Genomic DNA, 24,000 nt, shown 5'->3' with positions numbered 1-24,000 from the left:
TCTATCAAAAAACAAGAAAAAGAGAAGGTTTGACCTTCTCATTCTAATTTGTATTCTGTGCATAAAGATTTGCTTTTTTGATTATTTTAGCCATCGTTTTAGTTAAGGAATGCAAACTGGTCGAATCTTGACCAAGCTCCCAAATCATCATTCCTCCAAATCCCTTTTCAAGAGCTAAATTTGTTTTCTTTTGGATGGTCGATGCACCATTATAGTAATAAGTCGTTCCGTTCATTCTAACGGTATCACGGTAAGCGTATGCTGTATTTTTATTGATGATGGAAGCATAGGAGACCTGTTTCTTTTTAGGGTTAAACGGCTGTGCATAGGATGGGACACCTAGTACAAGCTTATCGGTAGGGAGATTATGGTTATTAAATAATGTTGTCCAATAGTGAACGATATTTCTAGTATAGGGATAAGGGGATAAATTTTTAGCATTATATCCGCCATCCCATTGTCCATCATAGGCCATAATATTAACATGGTCGACATATTCAAACATTTTTGGTTGGTACACTACATTATTAATTTCAGTACCAGCTACACTATGCACCTTGGCATTCACAGCGATCGACAATTGTTTATTTTTTGCATGAAGCTTTGTGCTTAGGTCTTTTGCAAAGGCAGTTAAATTTTGAGCATCTATCGGGGATCGTGGATGTTCAAAATCGATATCAATACCGTCCAAATTTTCGCGGTCGACTGCTTGGATAATTTCATTGACCAGCTTAGTTCTTGATGACGGATTGGAAATAGCTGGCTTGAAATAATCGTACGATTCTCCCCCGGAGATGTGATACCAGCCACCGATTGCAAGAATGACCTTAGTATCATGCTCATGTGCCTTTGAAACCATTGTTCTTAAGTTTTGGAGTGCCCAATCTCCACTCATGAGAAGTTGACCATCCTTTGTAGGATGAGCAAATGAAAAAATGATATGAGTAAGATGACTGTAATCTATTTTAGTTGGATCACGAAAATCTTGTACATAACCCATTAGAACCTTTTGTGAATCCTTTTGAACAACGGGTACTTGTTTTATGATAGGCTTTTTGGTCGATTTAGGTAAAGAATCTATCGTAAAGAGTTCTGGTTTTTGATTCTTAGTAAACGTTATTCCTGAAAAAAATCCTCCGGTAAACGTAATGGCTATAATTAGCAAAAGGAGGATTACACGTTTTTGCATGGTTATATTCCCCCTTAAATAATAAATCTACTAAAATTGTAACAAAAAAATAGATGCATATGGCTGGTAATTTATTCTTAAATGCAAAAGGCTTTTTTCACTAATTAGCGAATATATTATCTACAGTTAAAAAAAGGAGTGAGAAAAAGCCATGTCAAACAAAGCCAAAACCGAATCTGTTAAAAAGTACACCATTGAACAGTTTATTGGGTCGGAATCCATTGAATTAAATTCTATATCTTTTGATGAGAAATATGTTTTGTATTCCAGTGATAAAACCGGTGTTTTTAATGCCTATCAAGTAACCATTGAAGATGGAGTTCAAACACAGCTAACCTATTCAAAAGATAATGGCGTTTTTGCGCTATCCTTTTTCCCAAAAGACAATCGTATTTTATACACAAGTGATAAAGGTGGAAACGAGATTTTGCATCTTTATGTGCGAAATGAAGATGGAACAACAGTTGATTTAACTCCTGGAGCAGAGGAACGGGCAGAGTTTTACAGTTGGAGTAAGGATGGGAAAAGCTTTTTCTACGGATCTAATAAACGTAATCCAAGCTTTATGGATGTGTACGAAATGGACTGTGAAACGTTTGATTCGACCTGCTTATTTACAAATAACGATGGCTATGAATTCGGCTCGATTTCTCCAGATAAACGATATATTGCACTAGACAAAATTCGTAATGCAAATGATTCAAATATGTATTTGTTTGATCGTCAAACTGAAGCCTTAAAACATATTAGCAAACATGAAGGAGATATTCAGTTCATGTCCAGGCTGTTTAGCAATGATTCGAAGGACCTATATTTTTTAACTGATGAACTGGATGAATTTCTTCATTTAAAGAGCTACAAAATATCCTCCGGCGTGGTTAAGGAAGTAATTAGAGAGAATTGGGATATTTCCTTTGCAAGACTTTCGGAAAATGGAACCTATCTCATCTATGGAGTAAATAATGATGGGAGCACCGACGCGAAGATTTTGGAGCTTTCTACAAATAAGTATCTGGAGCTGCTGGGTCTTCCTAAAGGTCAAATGGGAAATGTAAAAATGTCAAAAAGTGAGAAACTTGTGACCTTTTTGTTTAATAGCTCTGATTCGCCCAATAATTTATTTTCGTATCAACTTGAAACTAAAGATTTAAAAAGACTAACGAATTCACTTAATCCAGAAATTGATGCGGCAGATTTAATTGAAGCTGAAGTGATAAGGTACCAATCGTTTGATGGGTTGGAAATACCGGCGATTTTTTATCCCCCTGTTAGAAGGACTGAGGAAAAAGCCCCAGGACTTGTTTTTGTCCATGGTGGTCCGGGTGGGCAATCGCGTACAGATTTTAATCCACTTTTCCAATATTTGGCCAATCATGGGTATGCTGTATTAGCTGTCAATAATCGTGGTAGTTCTGGATATGGGAAAACATTCTTTAGCGCAGCCGATTTAAAGCATGGAGAAATTGACTTAGAGGATTGCATTCAAGGGAAAACATTTTTACAGAGCCTAGATTATATCGATAGTGAAAAAATCGGTATTATCGGTGGTAGCTATGGTGGCTATATGGTGTTGGCTGCATTAGCGTTTAGACCCGAAGAATTTAAGGTTGGGGTGGATATTTTTGGTGTAGCTAATTGGGAGAGAACGTTAAAGAGTATCCCAGCTTGGTGGGAAGGCCATCGCGATGCCCTATACAAGAAGCTTGGAAACCCGTACACGCAAACGGAATATATTCGCAGCATTTCACCATTATTTCATGCCGATAACATTACCAAGCCATTAATCGTGTTACAGGGTGCCAATGACCCTCGCGTGTTAAAGGTCGAATCCGACGAAATAGTCGCGGCACTTGAGAAAAACAACGTCCCTGTAGAATATATCGTTTTTCCTGATGAAGGCCATGGATTTATGAAAAAAGAAAATCGGATTAAAGGGTACGGGGCGATTTTGGAATTTTTAAACCAGTACCTAAATTAGTTAGGACAATTGAAAAAGCCAACTCTAGTTAGTTGGCTTTTTCATAAAAAATAGCCTAGATTTGTAGAGCAACCATGATTTAAGTACGGATTCGTTAGGTTGATGGGTAGCGACTTTATTTAAAAAATAGAAATCTCGTGGTTCAACTTCTATTTTTGCAATTGGTGACACTTCATTCTCGCTTATCCACTCGCTGAATTGGATAACACCTTTACCGATATGGGTAAAGGTATCTTCGGGTAATAAATAGATCATTCCGCTTGTCCAAGGATTATTTGTAAATGTAGGCTTGGTAAGAGAATAAAAATGAAACGTCTGTTCGCCATCAGTTGAAATGGAACCGTTTCGAATGTTATGAACGACTTTATCTTTATTTAAGACAGCATAAAACATCGTCCATATTGGATCTTTTGTCGCAAATACCGCAGTAGCCATTTTCCCATCATATAAGGTTTGGGGGCGTGGTTCAAATTTTTCAATTTGCTTATTGTTTGAGCCATGAAAGACAATTGACTGATGTTGGGCTAAATAACTCAAAAACTTGTATTTTGGTATTGGGAGGTTATACTCTATCAGCTTATCCGGTTTGTTGGATGAGCTTTTAAACAAATCGTTAAATAACTGTTCTTCTTGTTTGTTTACCTTAATTTCGGGCGAGGGATGAAACAAGATTTTTAATAAGCCTTTAATTATTATTGATTTCAAAATACATCATCACTCCATTCACATAAAATCTTATTCGATATTGGAGCGAAAATACCTTTAATTTATGTCATTATTCAAAAAACCTAACGGAGTGATCTTATAATGGAAAATACATTACACAAAATGACAATAAGACCAGTCATGAAAGAAGACCAAGATCAGCTATACATTCTAATGGTTCAATATATTGTTGATTTTTATCATCGGCCCCAGCCTGAAAAACAGGAACTGATAAATTTGATCAACCATTTAATTGACCACCCAACGAGTGGTCAACAATTTGTCGCTGAAAGAGAAGGAGTACTACTCGGTTTTGCTACACTTTATTTTACCTTTAGTACGCTTCAGGTCAAAAAGGCAGCAATTTTAAACGATTTATTTGTGGCTGAAATGGGTCGTGGAGAAAAAATTGGCGAGAGATTATTTCAACATTGTTTATCGTATATTCGCGAAAATCAATTCGCTTATATGACGTGGGAAACAGCAAAGGACAATCATATTGCCCAATCCTTATATCATAAAATGGGTGGAAAAGTATCGGATTGGTTAGTTTATGAAATCGATTAGGAGGGGTGGGACATTTTATGAATAACGATAAGCTAGAAGCGTTTATAACTCAGAAAATGGACGAGGAGCACATAGCCGGTTTAGCAATAGGAATTTCCCAAAATGGGAAGGCGATTTTTCAAAAAGGATTTGGATTTAGAGACATCGGTTTGCAGTTACCCGTTACACCGGAAACCATCTTTGGTATCGCGTCTGTGACAAAATCATTTACAGCACTAGCGATTCTAGAATTAGAAGATAGAGGGCTGCTATCAGTAATGGACCCAGTAACTAAACATCTCCCCGACTTAACAATCAAAGGAGTCCAAAATATAGGTGCAATTAAAGTTCATCACCTACTAAGTCATACAACAGGACTAGCCCCAATGGAACGAAAAGAGGAGCTATGCCAATTTAGTGAACATATGAAATACATGGCACAAGCAGATAATGATATATTGGGTGAACCAGGTGAATATTTTAGCTATTGTAATGATACTTTTCTACTCCTAGGAGCAATTATTGAAAAGTTAACCTGTCAACCATATCGAAGCTATATGAAGAGTTATTTTCTCGACGCAAGAGACATGACAAGGTCGACATTTAATTTAGACCAATTAAGAAAAATGGAAAATGTGTCAATTCCATACAATTTTAATCCAAAAACAAATCGACTAGAAATGGTAGATTGGCCAACATTAGGCAATTACGAGGTTGGCGGTGGAATTCGTTCTAATATAGTGGATTTATTAAATTATGGTCATATTTTTCTCGATGAAGAGTTTGATTTCACGAAAAAGATGTGGCAACCAGTCATTCAATATGGTAGGGATTCGTACTATGGGTATGCTTTAAATGTTAGCCCAAATTATCAAAAAAATGTTACTCTTGTTCATCATAATGGAGGACAACCTGGAGTATCCTCACATTTTGGTTTTATTCCAGAAAAGAATATCGTAGTAACGGTATTAACCAATGTTGGAGGGGTAAATGTAGGCGATATTTGGTATGCGGCCGTTAATGCTGTTTTAGGATTACCATTCGATTATCGGGCAAGCTATGAGCCTTCTTATGAACCACAGATAGAAGAAAAAAGAATATTAGAAGGCAAGTATATCTCTAAAGAAGGTAGTACAACTCTCATTCAATTAGTGAATGGAGTATTAATAGCTGAAATGGACGGAACAGCATTTGAACTAAGAATGAGTGAACCTGATAGGGTCGTATTAAAATCAGGAAAAGCGATGAAATTTTATTTTCAAGATAACGGACAGCCTTGGGCATTATTTAATGGATCAAGAATGCTACTAAGAGCAAATTAGAAAAGTAGGTGGGTTGTCCACCTACTTTTCATTTTGATAGAAGAATCGGGCATTCAATGCCTTCCTAATTTGTGCGGGGGTAATGGTGGGAGGTTTTGAGTGTGAGGGCCAGTAGTCACTAGTGGGATACATGATATTCGACGGATCGACATTATGATCTGGATCTAATGGAAAGGGATGAGGGTCAAATGAGTATTCCATTAGATTATTCAGGTACATGAAATGACCTAACTCATGGGCAAGAATGTATTGATTAACTTTGGCTCCATTTGACATGATGATGACAGGGAAATTTCGAAATGTAATCGCGACGGTTCTGGCACCATTGGATAAAGTAGGTCCAATATGCTGACCATTCATATAAAAAATATACACATCTGCAGAGGGAAAAAGTCGTTTTCCTTCACTTAAAAACAAATCTTCTATTTGTTCCTTTTTCCACGGAAAATCTTGAACATTTTCACCAATTCCTTTAAGTCCACTGTTAACAAAGTGAATGTTAGTCACTTTAAAAGTAACTCCTTGTTTACCTCCATTCATATCTTGTCTCCAAATGGAATTAGCCGCTTCGAAATCCGTTCTGACCCTACTCGGTATTTCAGAGGATTTTTCCATTCTTCCAACCTTAGCACCTGGGAGAATTAGCACACAGACGTTAATAACACCATGTTTGACGCATTTTGGATTCAGAATTTCTGGTTCACAAATGACCGTTTGAAGTGGGCCATTTGGGGTGTTGTGACAAATATGACTACGTGGAACCTTTACTTTAATAGGAGTATCGTTCGGTATTTCTTTAGAACCCGCCTTCCTTGGTAATTTAATTGGAATATGTGGCACAGTCGTTATAAACTTCTTAATTTGATTTCCAGTAACTAGTTTAACGGATACGCAATCACAGTCGCAGCCGCATAGGCAATTGTCTTCTTCTGATTTCTCACATATGCAATTACAATCGCAATAGGAGAAATCATCCACATCATCGTGATTGATTCTATTCATTTTCATATGATGAATATCCCCTTTTACTTTTATATACTATTAAATGGGATGCTTTTGAAAATGGTGTGGACGAGTTGCCTTTTAGAGTAAATTTAGTGGTATTCGATTATTTTTTGGAAATTAAGAAAGAATAAGACAACCATAATTTTCTTGAACTGGGGGGATATCATGTTTAAGGAAACGACCAAAGTGATTTTCTCTATTTTTATTGCCATTATCAGCGTTTTTACTAACGCTACTAGTTCATACGCCGATGAACCTATCATGAAGGTACGAATTATGGAGACAACTGATTTACATGCCAGAATGCTCGGATATGATTATGAAACGAATGAGGAAAAAGTCGAATATGGGTTGGAATGGACATCTTCCCTCATCAAGAAATCAAGGCAAGAGAATCAGAATACATTACTGTTCGATGTTGGCGATGCAATCGTTGGGAACACTTTAGCAAAGTATGCTTTCCGATGTTATTTGTTTAATTGGATGAGTGTTCACCCAGTTTATAAAGTCATGAACGCCTTGAAGTACGACGCTGCAACCGTTGGCAATCACGAATTTAATTATGGTTTAGATTTTTTAACTGGTAGTATGGCGGGGGCTACCTTTCCATTTGTAAATGCCAATATTTATATCGACGATCGAAATCAATATGAGGGAGATGATATTAACTTTTTTAATCCATATCTTATATTAGAAAAGCATTTTGTCGATACACTTGGGAAAAAACATAAAGTCAAAATAGGAGTTATCGGTCTAATAACGCCTATTGCTGCGATATGGGATCGGGAAGTTTTTAATGGGAAAATCAAAATAAAAAACATGCGCCAGACTGCAGAACACTTTGTACCACTTATGAAAAGTAAAGGGGCAGATATTATTGTCGTTCTAGCTCATGTTGGTTTAACTGCGGATGAGGGTCTAAATGGGCAAAAATGGGGGAATTCGGTGTATTCTTTAAGTCAGGTTAAAGGAATAAATGCGATTCTTTACGGTCACAGCCACTCTCTGTTTCCGAATAAAAGTGATGGAAATAAGGTAGTTGGAATTGATCATTCTAAAGGCACCATTAACGGGACACCAGCTGTTCAAGCGGGATTTTGGGGAAATCATCTTGGAATCATTGATTTGCAACTGGAAAAAGCGGGAGAGAAGTGGGACGTGTTTGATAGCCAATCATCTGTTCAATCGATATTTCGAACCGTCAATCAGCAAAAAATACCGTTGTTACCGAAGGATCCATTAGTAATGAAAATACTTAAATATGATCATGGCAGGATCTTACAATCATTTAAATAAAGAAGCTAAGCAGGATAAGAGAAATGATTTTTCCTAATCTCTTATCCCTTTTTATTTTATAATTCGGTTATCTCAATCTCAATCCATCTTACAATGTCATAACCGTTTTTCTTTTCTAAGTATATAGGTGTGTAACTATGGAATTGACTTAATCTTAAATTATCAAATCCTTCCAATTCATTTATCGTTTTTTCGATAAATTTCTTCTCATATGGCGAAGCGTACCCGATTGATTGTTTTTTGGGTAGTGAAATCACAATCTTCCCGTTTTTTAGTGTCTCTTCCGGAATACCTTTCACAGCTAGACGATTTAGTTTCCAATTTATTTTCCAAAAAGAGATTCCATCCATTTTTTGAAGGGAGTTAATCTTCTGGATTAATCCTTCTTTAAAACGATTCTTTAACATTATCCATCGTTCAATCTTTTGCTGAACCATCTTCATTAATGAATTAGCGACGTAATCCAATTGAAATTCATTTTTTGTAGTTGAGTTTTTCTTAGGTGTATTGATCATGTTAAATCCTCCAACTTTATACTCACTTAAAACAATACGAAATGCCTCTCTTATTTATAGGGGTTTATTAAAGGTTAAATAGTAGTCATTTGGGCAAATTATGGTCACTTATTCCATAATATTTTGTGTTTTTTTTTATTAAATGGTATTGTTGGATGTAGCAAGGATAGAGGAGGTTGTTCGGATGGCTGTTAGTCTAAAGCCTAACACTTCATTCACTCATGCAAAGCCTAGTATGGGAAAGGCGATACTTTGCATGGGGTTGATTATTCATTTGTAAATCGCCCAAGTAAGCTTTTAATTTCCTAGGCTTTGCACCTTATTTTCAACTAATCATGAAAAAAGGGGCAATTGTGAGATGAAAAAAGCTACGGAATTATTACCTGAATTCCTTATTAATGAAATTCAAAAATACGTACAAGGTGAAACGATTTATATACCCAAATCAAAAGATAACCATAAGAAATGGGGAAGTGTTTCAGGGGGCAGAGAAGAAATCAATCAACGGAATCTCGTGATTAAACAGTCTTTTTTGTCGGGAAAATCCATTGAAGAGCTTGCTGATGAGTTCTTTCTATCTACCGAAACCATCAAAAAAATTGTATATAATCGAAAACTGAAAATTAGCGGATAATCGTATATACGGTTATCCGTTTTTATGTATACTTTATTTCCTATTTGTTTGTTACCTATTATTGGAGTCTAAGTGCAATTAAAATAAGAGAGTCATATTGAGGGTATTGGAGGTAAACGAAATGGAAGCATTTATTAGAATTGACCAATATAATTTTATCAAACAACAAGTGGAGAATATTGTGAATGGATATGCCACATCTAACGATATCAATGTTCGAAAAGCCTTAAAAGCATTAGCTAGTGACAAGGTTTTCCATAAATTTGAAAATATACAGTCGGAATACAGAAGTCTACTTTATCGAATAAATGAAGTAGAAAATCCAGCGCAAAGGGATCGTTTTTTATCGGATCTTAAGCCATATGTGATTGAATTTTCCCGCCTAAGTGAACAAGGAATAAAAAAGCTATTTCCAAAGGCAAAAAAATTAAAGGTTCCCGATTTAAATAAAATTGACTGGAGTTCCATATCTTATCTTGCATGGAATGACAAAGGAGCCAGCAAATATTATTTGATTGTTCCTGTTCAACAAAAACTAATTGGTATCCAGGGAACATTAAGTCCTGTAACCCAAAAGGGAGTCTGTACAATTTGTAATCGTCATGGGAATGTATCGATGTTCCTAAGTGAAACAAAAGGCGCTATACAAGGCACCTATACGAAACGCGGAAACTATATTTGCACGGATTATCAGAAATGTAACAATCAAATTACATCATTGTCTAAATTAGAAGCGTTTGTTGAACTGGTGATGAAAAAGTAATGAATTTATATTAGTAGAACAAGTTTGAACGATTTGAAAACCTAATAAATCGATAGTAAACTAAAGAGCCATTAATAGAGGCTCTTTTTTATTGTGGGAGTAGGGTATATCAATAGGTAACTATTAATAAGTTTATAATTTTTATCTAGTTTACATAATATCTATTCTAGGTAGTTGAGTGAAAAAATGAAGGTGGGTCTCATAATGCAAGTTTACTCTTGATAGTGAGATGAAAAATGAAAGAAAGCACTTTTGCGGACATTGGTTCAGCTATTAAGCTAATTTCAGTAAATTCTAGATTTTCCGGACATAGAATCTGTTATTTGCTTATTTTTAGACAAAATCTCACTGTGAATTTTAAAATAACGGATTCTATGCCCGAATTTGCCTGTGCCTGAAAAAATATTTCATATATAACTTAACCAGTGTTCGCAAACTTTCAAACAGCCAATTTTTCATCTCATTTAGTTTACATAATATTATTATGACACCAAAATTCTCCTCTACACCACTTCACCAGTTTCAAAAAAATAGACTGGCTCGGTTAGAGCCAGTCAAAAAAACTTATTCATTCCCTTTGCCTTCGTTTTCAACAATCCACAGTTCCTTTGTCAGTCCACTTTCGGATTCATCGATAATAAAGGAACCATTTGTATAACGGTCAGTATATTTTAGTGACGAAACCTGAACACTTTCCATTACACCTTTTTCAGTCTGTAAAAAGATTGTATCCGCATCATTCCCTAGTACTAAACCAATTATACGATGAGGGTTGGTTTTTAGTTCTCGGAGAATAACGACTCCACGTTTCGCTCTAGTCGCACGATCAAATTCAGATAGTTTCATTTTTTTAACCGATCCACGCTGTGTGGCAACAACAATGGCTTTTGATTCTCCAGCGGCAAATATCTTGCCACCAATAATAGAATCATCATCTTTCAAGTTAATTCCCTTAACTCCTGCGGCTCTAGCTCCAACGACACCTACTTCTTCCTCTTGGAACCATAGTGCGTAACCTGAGGAAGTAACTAAAAAGAGATCATTTGTTCCGTCAGTTAAGTGAACATCCACTACTTCATCATTTTTCTTTAAATTGATTGCAACAAGTGGTTTTGAGTATCTTTGTGCCTTGTATTGAGTTAATTCGGTCTTTTTAACCATGCCTTGTTTTGTAACAAATAATAAATAACCAGTTGAATCAAAATCTTTAATCGGAATCGCCTTAACGATTGTTTCATCGCGATCAATTTGAATGATATTTGCGACATGCTGACCGAGATCCTTCCAGCGAATATCAGGTAATTCATGTACTGGACAGTATAAATAATTCCCTTTATTCGTAAATAAAAGTAACACATCGGTCGTACTCATATCGAGCTTAGCTAAGAGACGGTCTGTGTCTTTCATGGCCAGGTCCTGACCGTTTGAGGCCGAATAGGAACGTTGGCTAGTTCGTTTGACATAGCCTTCCTTTGTTATCGTTACGATGACATCCTCGATGGCAATCATGACATCTAGGTTGATTTTAATTTCTTCAATTTCAGCTTCAATCTTGGATCTTCTGTCATCGGCATATTTCTTTTTGATTTCTTTAAGGTCTTTTTTAATCACCGCTATCAGCTTTGCTTCACTGTTTAATATCGAAGTTAATTCTTCTATTTTCTTTGCTAATTCATTCGCTTCGTTTTGTAGTGCGGTAATATCGGTATTGGTTAAACGATAAAGCTGCAAGGAGACAATCGCCTCAGCTTGTGGTTCGGTAAACTTAAATTTAGCAATTAAATTATCTTTTGCATTCCGTTTGTCTTTTGATGCACGGATGGTGGAAATTACTTCATCAAGTATCGAGATGGCTTTTATTAAACCTTCGACTATATGCTCACGTTCCTTGGCTTTTCGGAGTTCATACTGTGATCTTCTAGTCACCACCTCTTTTTGGTGGTCAATATAGGCACTTAATAGCTCACGAAGCCCCATCAGCATTGGGCGGCGATGATTAATCGCGACCATGTTAAAATTATAGGTAACTTGTAGGTCACTATTTTTAAATAGGAAGTGTAAGACACCTTCTGCATTGGCATCTTTCTTCAACTCAATGACGATTCGAAGCCCTGTACGGTCAGTTTCATCGCGGACTTCGGATATCCCCTCTACTTTACGATCGAAACGTAACTCATCGATTTTCTTTACTAAATTGGCTTTGTTTACTTCGTAAGGAATTTCAGTTATAACAATTTGCTGCTTCCCACCACGAATTTCTTCGATTTCTGTTTTTGAGCGGATAATGATTTTCCCTTTACCAGTTTCATAGGCTCGCTTAATTCCTTCTATCCCTTGGATGATCCCACCTGTTGGAAAATCTGGTCCTTTGATGACGGTCATTAATTCATCTATCGAAACGTCAGGCCGATCCATCTTCATGATGACCGCGTCAATCACCTCGCCTAGATGATGTGGTGGGATATCGGTCGCATATCCGGCAGATATTCCTGTTGAGCCGTTTACTAACAGATTAGGATACATGGCGGGTAATACGGTAGGTTCATTGGAAGTATCATCGAAATTCGGTACTAGGTCAACCGTTTCTTTATCAATATCCCGAATCAGTTCTCCAGCAATTGCCGAGAGTCTTGCTTCGGTATAACGCATCGCTGCCGGTGGATCCCCATCGACACTTCCGTTATTTCCATGCATTTCAATCAGCAAATTGCGAAGTTTCCAATCTTGACTCATCCGAACCATTGCCTCGTATACGGAAGAATCTCCGTGCGGATGATAGTTACCAATTACATTTCCGACTGTTTTTGCAGATTTACGAAATCCCTTATCGTGAGTATTTCCTTCAACATGCATCGCATATAAAATTCTGCGTTGTACCGGTTTTAAGCCATCGCGTGCATCAGGTAAGGCACGGTCTTGAATAATATATTTACTGTAACGGCCGAAGCGGTCGCCTATAACTTCCTCGAGAGGGAGATTACGAAATTTTTCCCCAATAATCATCCTTCCGCTCCCTCCTCAGCATTTGAGATATTTTCATTTTCTAAAATATTGCTATCCTCTTCTAATCCAAAAGCCACATTGGATTCAATCCATTTCCGGCGTGGTTCAACTTTATCGCCCATCAAGGTTGTGACTCGGCGTTCAGCACGGGCAGCATCATCAATTTGAACCCGAATAAGCGTACGATGTTCTGGGTCCATCGTTGTCTCCCATAACTGATCCGCATTCATTTCACCAAGCCCTTTATAGCGCTGAATCATATACCCTTTTCCGACCTTTTTAATCGCATCTTTAAGGTCGACTTCACTCCAAGCATATTCAATAATTTCCTTCTTACCAGTGCCTTTACTTACCTTATAAAGCGGTGGGAGGGCAATAAATACTTTCCCTGCTTCAATTAAAGGCTTCATGTAACGATAGAAAAAGGTGAGTAATAGAACTTGGATGTGAGCTCCATCCGTATCAGCGTCTGTCATGATAATGACTTTATCATAGTTAACATCTTCAATTGTAAAATCGGCACCAACACCGCCACCGATTGTATGAATAATCGTATTAATTTCTTCATTCTTAAAAATGTCTGATAGCTTGGCCTTTTCAGTATTAATGACTTTCCCTCGCAGTGGAAGAACTGCTTGAAAACGACGATCACGACCTTGCTTTGCCGAGCCTCCCGCTGAGTCGCCCTCCACAAGGTACAGTTCATTTTTCTGTGGATTGCGTGATTGTGCAGGTGTTAATTTGCCAGATAACAAAGCATCAGAACGCTTTCGTTTTTTATCACTGCGTGCTTCCTCCCGGGCTTTCCGTGCCGCTTCTCTTGCTTGATAGGCCTTAATCGATTTTTTTATTAGTAATGAGCTGATGTCTGGATTTTCTTCTAGGAAATACGAAAGTTGTTCGGAGACCACTGCATCTACAGCAGATCTTGCTTCACTTGTCCCTAGCTTTCCTTTCGTTTGCCCTTCGAACTGGAGCATTTCTTCTGGTATACGTACCGATATGACAGCTGATAATCCTTCACGGATATCGGAACCATCGAGGTTTTTATCCTTTTCTTTTAAAAGGGCTACTTTTCTGGCATATTCATTAAAGATTCTTGTAAGCGCCGTTTTAGCACCAACTTCATGGGTTCCACCATCCTTCGTACGGACATTATTGACAAAGGAGAGAACATTTTCTGAATAACCGTCATTAAATTGAAACGCAAAATCTACTTCAATCCCATTTTGTGCTCCCTCAAAACTTACCACAGGATGAAGGACATCCTTTTCCTCATTCAAGTATTGCACAAATGCTTCAATTCCATTTTGATAATGGAAGACATCTTGAACACCATTTCGTTCATCAATAATTTCGATTTTCAAACCTTTTAGAAGAAACGCAGATTCTCTTAATCGTTCGCAAAGGGTTTCGTAATTATAGGTGGTGGATGAAAAAATGAGAGGGTCGGGTTTAAAATGAATCGTCGTCCCGGTTTGATTGGTCTTTCCGAGTTTTTCTAATGTGGTTACAGGTCTTCCACCATTTTCGAAGCGTTGCTCATATATAAAGCCGTCTCGTTTGATCGTTACCGTTAGCCTTTCAGATAATGCATTTACTACAGAAGCACCAACACCATGTAAACCACCACTTGTTTTATAACCACCTTGTCCGAATTTTCCACCTGCGTGAAGAATGGTGAAAATAACCTCTGGAGTTGGCTTACCCGTCTTATGCATACCTGTAGGCATACCACGACCGCGGTCGATAACCGTAATGGAATTGTCCTTATGTATTTTAACAGTGATATGTTCACCAAATCCTCCCAGTGCCTCGTCGACTGCATTGTCCACAATTTCATAAACTAGATGATGAAGTCCACGGCTATCCGTACTGCCGATATACATACCCGGTCGTTTTCGGACAGCTTCCAGACCTTCTAGAACCTGTATGGCATCATCGTTGTAATCAAAGGCTTGGTCTGCTTTTGCCACAATTATACCCCTTTCACTTTTGAAGCTTTTCTCTATCTATAAAGAATGACTCTATAATTACTTCTCGTTATACTTCGTTTTAGTATTCGAGAGTTACTTGGCTAATTCCTTTAAAATTAAAAAAATCCTTACAGGAACAATCGTTCGTCATTTTTATCTTACCATAGTTTGATAAACGGTCTACCGTTAATTTTAGCGATTTATCCAAATTTCGCAAATCATATTTTCGATAATTACCCGAAAGTCATGTTGTTAAAAACAAAAACATAGGTATTTTTACCTATGTTTTTTACTAATAATGCTATTTTGTCAATGCGTGTTCTACCTTAATACAACGGTCCATGACAACTGTATAGCCTTTTTCTGATAGAAATTGATAGGCATCTTCATTTTCTAAACCTTGCTGAGCCCAAAATACATCAGCGTCAATTTCGGTAAATTCTTTTGCCACATCTAATAAATACTCAGACCGGCGGAAAACGTTAACGATATCTACATGGCCGTCAATTTCCTTTAAGGAAGCCACAGCCTTAACACCTAGTATTTCAGTTGCACTAGGGTTGACCGGAATAATTTCAAATCCTGCCTTTTGCATAGCTTCGGAAACCATATAAGAAGTCCGGTCTTTTTTATCACTTAAACCAACAACAGCAATCCGTTTTGCCTTTTTTAAAATCGCTCCTAATTCCTCACGAGAAGGATTGATCATTTCAATACACCCCTTTATCTTATCCTTTTACTTAATCTTACCTTGTTTAGGAAAATCATGACTACTATTTTGCTTATCATTTATGGGAATCAGCATTGGTATATTTTGTTTCAGTAAACTTTAATGCAGTCCAAGCAGTATCATCAGCAAAAAATCTTGACCAAGTAGCTACTCCTGCCAATTGATACTTTTCGGCAAGTTGCACCCGCTTTTTCAATGATACCTCATCCTCTAGCCAAACCTTATACGTTGTTTGCTCATCCGGAACAAAAAGCTCTGCATAATTTTGCCCTGTTGCGGTATCATACTTCGGTTGCAGTTTATTGTTTTCGAGCCATTCTTTTATTTGACCCATTGACAAGGCTTTTGATGTTACCTTCAATTGACCATTTGCGTCCGTTTCTTCCTTCCATAGCCTTGTATACAGCGGTACACCCAAAATTAATTGCTGATGAGGGACAACAGACAGAAGTTTTTCGGTGTTTTCTTCTACCCATGGCAAGCTCGCGACACTACCGGCAATTGGCGAAGAACCCCAGTGTTCGTCATAGGCCATAACAATTAAATAGTCAACAATTTTTGCTAGTTTTTCACGTTCATAAAACAATGACCAATTTTCACTTGAGGATATAAAAGTAATATCGATTGAAACAGTTAATCCCGCTTCATGGAATAAGGGTGTTGCTTCTCTTACAAACTGGGTGATTAAAGGTCCATCTTCAAGGCTAACATTTTCGATATCTAGATTAATACCGTTTAATTGATAGGCTTGGCTAAAATGAAGTAGCTGCCGAATCATTCGACTTCTAGTTTCAAAATCTTTAAACGCTAAATGGGTTAACTTTGGATCAAATGCATTTGAAAACAATCCCCAAACCTGGTATCCCCTCTTTTTTGCCCATTTCACATAGTCAAGTGACCCAAGATTGTTAATATTTCCATCCTGATCTTCTAGCTCGAACCATGTTGGTGAGACAACGTTCACACCTGGCATCTCCGGTAATTTTTTTGTGTTGGGATTTTTATTATAAACAGCTTCCCAAGTTAAATGAATTGGCCCCTTGATTGGATTAGGTTTTACGATTTTTTCTTGGTTTTCAATTGTAACTAGCTCGATGTCTCCTTGTTTAATTAAACTTTCTTTTATATATCCAGCTATACCATTTTGTTTACGTATAAGATAGAAGTCCTCCCGCTTCCCCTCGATAAAAACCGGTTCGTTGGAATCAACTTCAGCAACGTATGGGGCTTGTAATGTTGGTTTGGTTCGTAAACGGAGCTTTTCTTCATGTACGTCCTTATCCATAATGAAACCAGATTGGATTTTTTCACCATCTTGTTGTATCCAGATTCCATTTGTTTCAGGTAATGTTTGATATCGAATTGGATAATAGCTCAATAAAGAATCAATGGCAACATACATGTTGCCATTTTCCGTTTGAATCGCTGGAAAATGGAGATTGACTGGCTTTTCATTTACATAGTAGGTTAGAGATTTTGTTGGCATTTGGATTACTTTGTTTTTAGTTGTGATAATAATAGATTGAGATTTTTGATCAAAAATTAATGATTCGTCTAGAAAATCTTTGATAAAACTTACGGGAATATAAACACTGCCGTCGTTAATTAATGCGTTACCTTGCTGTTTATTTTCTAAAATGATTGGGTTATCCCCTAAGAAATAATTTCGTTTTTCTTTTGAAGCAAATGGATATAAGAATAGGATGATGGCTGAACTAATAAGTAAAATAATCACTATTAGGCCAACGATGATCGATTTGGCTGAAATCGATTTTTTTTGAGAATATTCTAGTTGCGACATAACGGTCCCTCCTTACTAGTATCGTACATTAAAACCTACAAACAAACACGAACTTTTGTCTGGTAATCAATCTAATGTAGATATTCAATAGTATTTAGTGATACAATTATAGGACGAATTTTAAATTTAAGGGGTAAGCCTTCATGAACATTATGGATGTTGTTGTTATCGTACTAGCCTATTTATTGGGTTCAATCCCTTCTGGCTTAATTATCGGAAAAGTTTTTTATGGGGTAGATATTCGCGAACACGGAAGTGGAAACCTAGGTGGAACAAATACGTTCCGAACCTTAGGGGTTAAAGCAGGTATGGCTGTAACCATTGCAGATATCTTAAAAGGAACCCTTGCTGCGGCTTTACCATTTCTTTTTGGACTTGAATTACATGCCCTTTTAGTGGGAATTTTCGCAGTCGTTGGGCATATGTATCCTCTGTTTGCTAATTTTAGAGGCGGGAAAGCTGTTGCCACATCAGGCGGTGTCCTTTTATTCTATGCACCCTTGATGTTTGTCATTATTTTTGTGATTTTCTTTATTTCTTTGTATTTAACAAAATATGTTTCGTTATCATCCGCATTAGCTGCGATTGCTGCCTTTATCTATTCGATCGTTATCTGGGACAAACCACTCATTATCGTCGTATCAATCCTAGCGTTTTTCGTTATCTATAGGCATCGAGCAAACTTTAAACGCATCTTAAATAAGACTGAGCCGAAAATAAAATGGATGTAAAACGAAAATCAAAAGCGGCTATTCGTTGCAGATAGACATTAATGTTTTCTTACACAGCAGAGTGATCTGCTGTATTTTTTTTGTAATGGGAAAATTTTTGTCATTTTTTTTGTTTTTTTGTCATTTTTGTTTTTCATAGAAATATAATAAAATAGGTTTAGTGTTATTTCCTATATTTGTAAAATATACAGAACCTAATAATTAAGTAAAGGATGTTTTCATATATGAGAAACCAAGATTGTTCTTTTGAACAATATCAACAAATCGAAAAAATATTGGACCAAATTACAACTAAGTTTTCCTTATTCCAGCAGGAAATTCAAAACAACAAACAATACATTAATGAAACGGTGGAACAGATCCAGCAAGCAACCATTACAAATCAACACTATCAAACAATCGATAAACTAGCGGCTGGACTTGCCCATGAAATCCGGAATCCCCTAACAACGGTTGGAGGATTCATCCAGCTTTTGAAACCTTATCTAAAAGAAATTGGTAAAGAACAATATGCAGATATTGCCTTGGATGAATTAAAACGAGCAAATAGAATCATTTATCAATTTTTAAATGAGTCTAAACCAGCCAAGGAGACAACGAAACCAATTTCTTTAAATAAGCTTGTAGAGGATCTTTCAATCTTATTCGAAAGTGAAGCGATTCTGAAAAATGTCGAAATCATAACAAATGTAAGTGATGTAGAAATAGAGATTATCGGAAACGAAGTCCAACTAAAACAAGTGCTAGTTAATCTTTTAAAAAATGCTATGGAAGCAATTGATGCAAAAAAAGAACAACTACCTGGATGGATTAGATTACATACTCGAGCCTATCAAAATAAAGCCTTATTCGTCATAGAGGATAACGGTTGTGGTATGAATGATGAGACAAAGCAAAACCTATTTCTTCCCTTTCATACAACTAAAGAAGCTGGTACAGGTATTGGGTTAAGCCTCTGCAAAAAAATCATCGAAGATCACAATGGTTCGATATCGGTTATCAGTACAGAGGGACATGGGACGATTTTTCAGATTGATTTTCCGAAAATAAATTAGGATAATTTTCAGTATTTTGTCAAAAAAGAATGGCAAATGAACTCCTTTTCTGAAGTAAAATGAGATTAGAAACCGTTTTCACTATCCTAAAGGAGCATAAATGCTATGGGGAAAATAAAGACTAAGGATGATTTTATTTTTTCAATCAATACAGGAGAAGAATTGTCAAATGAGGAATTTAAAGTGGAGTTGTTTGAATATAATCAGGATCTAGCTTGTGATGGCCAACCCATAAAAATAATGAATAATTTTGATGATTTAATTCGTTTTATAGAAGAAAAAGAAGAATAACGCTAATGAAGCGGATTCTTTTTAAGGAATCCGTTTAATATTTTTCTCTCTACTATTATAATGATTCTGTAAGAATTTAACTTTAGAGGAGAAATAGATGAAAAAGAATTCGGTATGGTTTTCACTCATTTTTATTTCGGTAGTTTTAATTGGTTCTGCTACCTTGGTTACAAATTTTTATTTAGAAACAAAAGAGGAAACTGTTTATCAAACCTCAAATCATCAAGAACGGGAGGTTTTTTTAAACGGAAAAGAAATAACAACAAAGCTCACTTTGGGTGGTATTGGTGATATTTTGATTCATGATTGGGTTTACGAGGATGCTTATTCACCGAGTGGGTATGATTTTAAGCCGATGTTTAAAAAGGTTAAAGGCATATTGCAGCGTCCAGATGTATTGCTTGCCAACCAAGAAACGGTTTTAGGTGGCGTAGAGATGGGTCTCTCCAGCTATCCAACCTTTAATAGCCCACAGGAGGTTGGTGATGCACTAATCGATGCTGGGGTAGATATTGTCTCAACTGCTAATAATCATTCCCTTGATAAGGGTGAAAAAGGAATTCTTAACTCGATTGCATACTATGAAAAAGTCGGTTTACCTTATGTTGGCTTTTTTAAGGATAAACAGGATCAAGATAGGTTAAGAATCATCCAAAAAAATGGTGTGAAATTAGCCTTCTTATCATACTCCTATGGTACAAATGGGATTCCTGTCCCAAAGGGGAAGGATTATTTAGTAAATTTAATTGATCAAGATAAAATGAAGGCTGAAATACATCGAGCAAGAGCTGAAGCGGATGTAGTGGTTATGAGCCTTCATTGGGGAAATGAATACCAACGAATTCCGACTGATGCCCAGCAACTGTTAGCGCAATTTCTGGTGGATGAAGGGGTTGATGTGATTTTTGGCCATCATCCACATGTGTTGCAGCCCATGAATATGCTAAAGTCTAAAGATAATCGGCAGGCTTTTGTCGTTTATTCATTGGGAAATTTCATCTCAGGTCAAATGAGAGACTACAAGGATATTGGTGGTCTAGCAACGATCGAGATAACGAAAAAAGTATCTCCTGAAGGGACAAGTATTACCATTTCAAATCCTGGTTTTATTCCAACCTATGTATCGAATAAGAATTTATCGCAATATCGAGTAGTTCCTTTACAGGATGCAGGGACAGTTGGTTTAAAGAACGCACAAAAAAGCTATCAGGAAATCATGGATCATATGAATCAGTGGCTCCAATAATATTGAAAACGATCACTTTTTATGAAAGTGATCGTTTGCGTTTAGTTCCCAAATATGTTCTGTAAGACCTTCTTTAAGAAGGATTTCTTTTTGCTTTACACCAATTAGATCAAAATGGGAATAACCATCTTTGCGATGATGAATCCAATTTGGTTGGAGCTGATGCTTTCTACCCCATTCAGCTAGCTTTCCTAAATCTGCACATCCAACTTTCGTGACAGTGTTATAACCGGGGAATCGTGAATCTAGCCAATAATGTGTCAAAAAAGCGATTTCCCCGTTATCTATTCTTCGTTTCCATTCGTTTAGTTCTCTTCTTTTAATTCCAAATGCCATCGTTTTTCACCCCAATTTTGAACTATTTTTTCTTGGCATTTTCATATGCCTCATGCCAAATAGGGTATAATTTTCGGATGATGATTGGTCGAAAAGAATCTTTTTTTACGCAAACATGCTTAGATTGTCCGGTTACGGCCAATTCTCCATCCTCGGTTAAAATTTCATAGCCGTAAGTAACCCGTAAGCCGTCATAGTCTTCTATCCATGTTTGGACGGTTGCTTTCTCGCCATAACGTAAAGGCTTCTTATAGGAGACTTGGATATCAATGACTGGCGAAATAACGCCGTCCCGCTCCATTTCTGCATAATTAAAGCCTAGGTCAGAGATAAGGGCTGTACGTCCTACTTCCATCCAAACTAAATAATTGGCGTGGTAAACCACTCCCATTTGATCTGTTTCGGCATATCTAACTTCTATTTCTTTTGTTGAAACTAGCATCTGTTATTCTCCCCTATTTAATTTTTCGAGCGCTAATTTTATATCTGAAATGGTTAAATTAATTTCTGGTGTTTTTGATTCTAGAGTGGCGTCTTGGACCAGCCTTAACGCCTGTGCCTGTATCGCTTCATCGATTAAATTAGTGGCGAATCGGCCATTTCCTTTAACCTCTGTATTTTCTAGTGCTGACTTGAGGTAATTGATTGCCTCATCGTTCAAATGATATTGATAGCTTTCAACATATGTTTCCATTATTTGAACCAGTTCATTATTCGTATAATCAGGAAAATGGAAAAGCTTTTTAAACCGTGAGCGTAAGCCTGGATTACTTTCTAGTAGACCTTCCATTTCATTTGGATATCCAGCCAAAACAACGACTAGGTTTTCATTATGCTTAGTCATTTCATCCACGAGGGTATCAATCATTTCCTTGCCATAATCCCCACTAGATTGCCCAAGTAATGAATAAGCTTCATCAATAAAGAGAACACCACCTAGTGCTTCTCTGATCTTTTTTCTCGTTTTGATAGCCGTTTGCCCTACATAGCCGGCAACAAAATCGGCACGACTTGTAATGAGAAGATGCCCTCTCTTCAAGATGCCATACTCTTTTAAAAGATTGGCATAGATTTTTGCAACTGTTGTTTTTCCGGTGCCGGGATTTCCGGTAAAAATAGAATGAACCTGAATTGGGACAACTGGTAAGCCTTTTTCCCGACGAAGATTCTGGATTTTAATAAAGGCTATTAATGATTCCATTTCCGCTTTCACTGAATCCAATCCAATTAACTGAAGTAACTGTTCTTTTGGGTTTTGGTCGATATCTTTCGTTTGGATAGTAAAGTCTTCTCTGTCTAGAAGGACGTAGTCCAGTAATGAATTATCTTTTGTAATTTGAAGTGACCCTTTTTGGAAAATGGCATCCAGTACTAAGCTTTTTATGGTCCTAGCATTACCAAACGTAAAATCAACTCTTTCTTGCTCGATTCTTTTCACTAATTGGACCTTTGCTGCAGAGGTCAATATATAATCGTTATCATCGGCAATGGATTGGGCAATTTGAATTAATTCCTCGTTTGTATAGTCGGCTAGTTCAAAATAGTTAGAGTTGGGGAAACGACTTCTTAAGCCAGTGTTTGCTTCTAAAAACTGTCTCATTTCCTCTGGATAACCTGCTAAAATAACCGCAAATTTGCCGCCATATTCTTGACTAGTCATTAAAGAGACTAAGGTGTCTACCGCTGCCTGTCCATAATCATTTCCAGATTGTCCTTCTCGCTTTAAACTGTATGCTTCATCTATAAAAAGAACGCCACCAACTGCTTTTTTCACAAAAGCCAGGACATTTTCTTCGGTTTGACCAACAAAGGAACCAACAAGTTGGGAACGGTTTGTTTCGATTACCTCATCCCTTGGTAATACTCCTAACTCATGATAAATTTTCGCTAATAATCTTGCAAGTGTCGTTTTTCCGGTGCCGGGGTTACCGGTTAGAATCATATTTAAGCTTAATTCATCTTTCGTTTGAAACCCTAAAGAGCTTCTGACCTTTTGATACTTTAGAAAACGGTAGAACTTCTCAATTCGTTCTTTTACTAATGGAAGTCCGATCATCGAATGTAATTGGTCAAGCGCATTTTGGTGCGATTGAACATCATTTTCCTGTGTATCAAATAATGAGAGCCAGTCTGCTTTTATTTTTTCTATTACAATCAAATGTTTCTGGATATTTTCATAATGTATCGAAGCGTAAAAAACACCTGAAAAGGATTCTGCAAAATCTTTTGCAGCTTTTAATAGTGCACTTACCTCCATCACCATTGTTTGGAATAATTCTTTTATGTTGTTTAGCTTTGACCAAGTCGTTCCCATTGAGGGGGCTTCTACAATCTGTTTATTTAATTGGTCTAATTGCTCATCTGTACTAGCTAAAAACTCTTGACAAATTAGCAAATAATCATCAATTACCTGTTTTTTGGCTGAGGGGCTATCTGTTTCGCGAAATACAGGGAATTTTAATTCAGAAAATAATGTTTGATAGGCTATCCATTGATCATACAATAGAAGTTCTTTTGCCATCTTATTTTCCGGATCTAGTGTCAAGGCTTTTTCTACCCAATTAGTTAGAACAGGTGTCACTTTTTTGGGGGAAGAACGCCTGGATGCAACAAAAAGAGCAAGGATTTTAGAATATTCCTTTGGATGTAAAGATTCATCCAGATCACGTAACAAAGAAAGTAGCTGACTTTCATCTTCCATTACTCCGTATAGTGCGATTTCCTGCTCCCATTTATCAATTTTCTTAGTCAAATCAGTTTGATTATGTAAAATATGGGTGTTTCGCATCATATTATCACTACTTTATTTTTTTTATCCCTATCATAACATACAAAAAAAGAGAACCTAAGTAAAAGTACTTTAGGCTCTCATCGCTCG

21 protein-coding genes are annotated in these 24,000 nt (G+C 36.8%); 10 read left to right on the top strand and 11 right to left on the bottom strand.

Translation table 11 applies throughout. The features are described from left to right. Nucleotides 1-43: 43 nt before the first annotated feature. A complete protein-coding gene (locus ACX9YW_RS01385) occupies nucleotides 44-1,189 on the bottom strand; it encodes a glycosyl hydrolase family 18 protein (protein ID WP_460340650.1) in 1,146 nt (381 codons plus the stop codon). Nucleotides 1,190-1,340: 151 nt separating this feature from the next. Between ACX9YW_RS01385 and ACX9YW_RS01380 the strand changes: the two genes are divergently transcribed. Further along, complete coding sequence (locus tag ACX9YW_RS01380) at nucleotides 1,341-3,167, top strand: S9 family peptidase (protein WP_460340647.1); 1,827 nt, start codon at nucleotides 1,341-1,343, stop codon at nucleotides 3,165-3,167. Between the two features lie 24 nt (nucleotides 3,168-3,191). On the opposite strand, the gene ACX9YW_RS01375 is transcribed toward ACX9YW_RS01380, so the two are convergent. Beyond that, complete coding sequence (locus ACX9YW_RS01375) at nucleotides 3,192-3,872, bottom strand: hypothetical protein (RefSeq protein ID WP_460340644.1); 681 nt, start codon at nucleotides 3,870-3,872, stop codon at nucleotides 3,192-3,194. A 102-nt stretch (nucleotides 3,873-3,974) separates the two neighbouring features. On the opposite strand from ACX9YW_RS01375, the gene ACX9YW_RS01370 reads away from it, so the two are divergent. Next, on the top strand, nucleotides 3,975-4,439 hold the full coding sequence (locus ACX9YW_RS01370; protein ID WP_460340641.1) for a GNAT family N-acetyltransferase: 465 nt from the start codon (nucleotides 3,975-3,977) through the stop codon (nucleotides 4,437-4,439). 17 nt (nucleotides 4,440-4,456) lie between these two features. Further along, complete coding sequence (locus ACX9YW_RS01365) at nucleotides 4,457-5,740, top strand: serine hydrolase domain-containing protein (RefSeq protein ID WP_460340638.1); 1,284 nt, start codon at nucleotides 4,457-4,459, stop codon at nucleotides 5,738-5,740. Nucleotides 5,741-5,761: 21 nt separating this feature from the next. On the opposite strand, the gene ACX9YW_RS01360 is transcribed toward ACX9YW_RS01365, so the two are convergent. Further along, nucleotides 5,762-6,748, bottom strand: coding sequence for a hypothetical protein (locus tag ACX9YW_RS01360; RefSeq protein WP_460340635.1), 987 nt, complete (start codon nucleotides 6,746-6,748; stop codon nucleotides 5,762-5,764). A 162-nt stretch (nucleotides 6,749-6,910) separates the two neighbouring features. Here ACX9YW_RS01360 and ACX9YW_RS01355 point away from each other — a divergent pair, with 162 nt between their 5' ends. Next, nucleotides 6,911-8,041 carry a metallophosphoesterase gene (locus ACX9YW_RS01355; RefSeq protein ID WP_460340632.1) on the top strand — a complete coding sequence of 377 codons (1,131 nt, stop codon included), beginning with the start codon at nucleotides 6,911-6,913 and terminating at the stop codon, nucleotides 8,039-8,041. A 56-nt stretch (nucleotides 8,042-8,097) separates the two neighbouring features. Here the strand turns inward: ACX9YW_RS01355 and ACX9YW_RS01350 are convergent, their stop codons facing one another. Further along, entirely contained in the window at nucleotides 8,098-8,556 is a 459-nt protein-coding gene (locus ACX9YW_RS01350) for a hypothetical protein (RefSeq protein ID WP_460340630.1), read from the bottom strand. Nucleotides 8,557-8,914: 358 nt separating this feature from the next. Here ACX9YW_RS01350 and ACX9YW_RS01345 point away from each other — a divergent pair, with 358 nt between their 5' ends. After that, nucleotides 8,915-9,190 carry a CD3324 family protein gene (locus ACX9YW_RS01345; protein ID WP_460340627.1) on the top strand — a complete coding sequence of 92 codons (276 nt, stop codon included), beginning with the start codon at nucleotides 8,915-8,917 and terminating at the stop codon, nucleotides 9,188-9,190. Between the two features lie 121 nt (nucleotides 9,191-9,311). Next, entirely contained in the window at nucleotides 9,312-9,953 is a 642-nt protein-coding gene (locus ACX9YW_RS01340) for a FusB/FusC family EF-G-binding protein (protein ID WP_460340624.1), read from the top strand. A 564-nt stretch (nucleotides 9,954-10,517) separates the two neighbouring features. Here ACX9YW_RS01340 and parC read toward each other — a convergent pair. The 4 genes from parC to ACX9YW_RS01320 all read right to left on the bottom strand — a co-directional run bounded on the left by parC (nucleotide 10,518) and on the right by ACX9YW_RS01320 (nucleotide 17,463). Next, nucleotides 10,518-12,956, bottom strand: coding sequence for a DNA topoisomerase IV subunit A (gene parC / locus ACX9YW_RS01335; protein ID WP_460340621.1), 2,439 nt, complete (start codon nucleotides 12,954-12,956; stop codon nucleotides 10,518-10,520). Continuing rightward, entirely contained in the window at nucleotides 12,953-14,932 is a 1,980-nt protein-coding gene (gene parE / locus ACX9YW_RS01330) for a DNA topoisomerase IV subunit B (RefSeq protein ID WP_460340618.1), read from the bottom strand. Before parE ends, parC begins: the two co-directional genes overlap by 4 nt. A 301-nt stretch (nucleotides 14,933-15,233) precedes the next feature. Then, on the bottom strand, nucleotides 15,234-15,647 hold the full coding sequence (locus ACX9YW_RS01325) for a CoA-binding protein (RefSeq protein ID WP_460341252.1): 414 nt from the start codon (nucleotides 15,645-15,647) through the stop codon (nucleotides 15,234-15,236). 70 nt (nucleotides 15,648-15,717) lie between these two features. Further along, complete coding sequence (locus tag ACX9YW_RS01320; RefSeq protein ID WP_460340615.1) at nucleotides 15,718-17,463, bottom strand: glycosyl hydrolase family 18 protein; 1,746 nt, start codon at nucleotides 17,461-17,463, stop codon at nucleotides 15,718-15,720. Nucleotides 17,464-17,606: 143 nt separating this feature from the next. Here ACX9YW_RS01320 and plsY point away from each other — a divergent pair, with 143 nt between their 5' ends. The 4 genes from plsY (at nucleotide 17,607) to ACX9YW_RS01300 (ending at nucleotide 20,786) form a co-directional block, all read left to right on the top strand. Next, a complete protein-coding gene (gene plsY / locus ACX9YW_RS01315) occupies nucleotides 17,607-18,194 on the top strand; it encodes a glycerol-3-phosphate 1-O-acyltransferase PlsY (RefSeq protein ID WP_460340612.1) in 588 nt (195 codons plus the stop codon). Between the two features lie 224 nt (nucleotides 18,195-18,418). Beyond that, complete coding sequence (locus tag ACX9YW_RS01310) at nucleotides 18,419-19,249, top strand: ATP-binding protein (protein ID WP_460340609.1); 831 nt, start codon at nucleotides 18,419-18,421, stop codon at nucleotides 19,247-19,249. Between the two features lie 105 nt (nucleotides 19,250-19,354). Further along, nucleotides 19,355-19,540, top strand: a complete 186-nt coding sequence (locus ACX9YW_RS01305) for a hypothetical protein (RefSeq protein WP_460340607.1) — start codon at nucleotides 19,355-19,357, stop codon at nucleotides 19,538-19,540. A 97-nt stretch (nucleotides 19,541-19,637) separates the two neighbouring features. After that, nucleotides 19,638-20,786 (top strand): CapA family protein, encoded by a 1,149-nt coding sequence (locus tag ACX9YW_RS01300; RefSeq protein ID WP_460340604.1) that lies wholly within the window; start codon nucleotides 19,638-19,640, stop codon nucleotides 20,784-20,786. A gap of 12 nt (nucleotides 20,787-20,798) precedes the next feature. On the opposite strand, the gene ACX9YW_RS01295 is transcribed toward ACX9YW_RS01300, so the two are convergent. From ACX9YW_RS01295 to ACX9YW_RS01285, 3 genes are read right to left on the bottom strand one after another with little or no spacing between them, the layout of a single operon-like run. Then, entirely contained in the window at nucleotides 20,799-21,122 is a 324-nt protein-coding gene (locus tag ACX9YW_RS01295) for a hypothetical protein (protein WP_460340602.1), read from the bottom strand. Nucleotides 21,123-21,144: 22 nt separating this feature from the next. Next, nucleotides 21,145-21,564 (bottom strand): acyl-CoA thioesterase, encoded by a 420-nt coding sequence (locus ACX9YW_RS01290; RefSeq protein ID WP_460340599.1) that lies wholly within the window; start codon nucleotides 21,562-21,564, stop codon nucleotides 21,145-21,147. A gap of 3 nt (nucleotides 21,565-21,567) precedes the next feature. Further along, nucleotides 21,568-23,913, bottom strand: a complete 2,346-nt coding sequence (locus ACX9YW_RS01285) for an AAA family ATPase (protein WP_460340597.1) — start codon at nucleotides 23,911-23,913, stop codon at nucleotides 21,568-21,570. Nucleotides 23,914-24,000: the final 87 nt, after the last annotated feature.

This window comes from Pseudoneobacillus rhizolycopersici, assembly GCF_054786815.1.
Note: the sequence above shows the minus strand (reverse complement) of the source record. Positions and strands in the feature narration are given on the sequence as shown.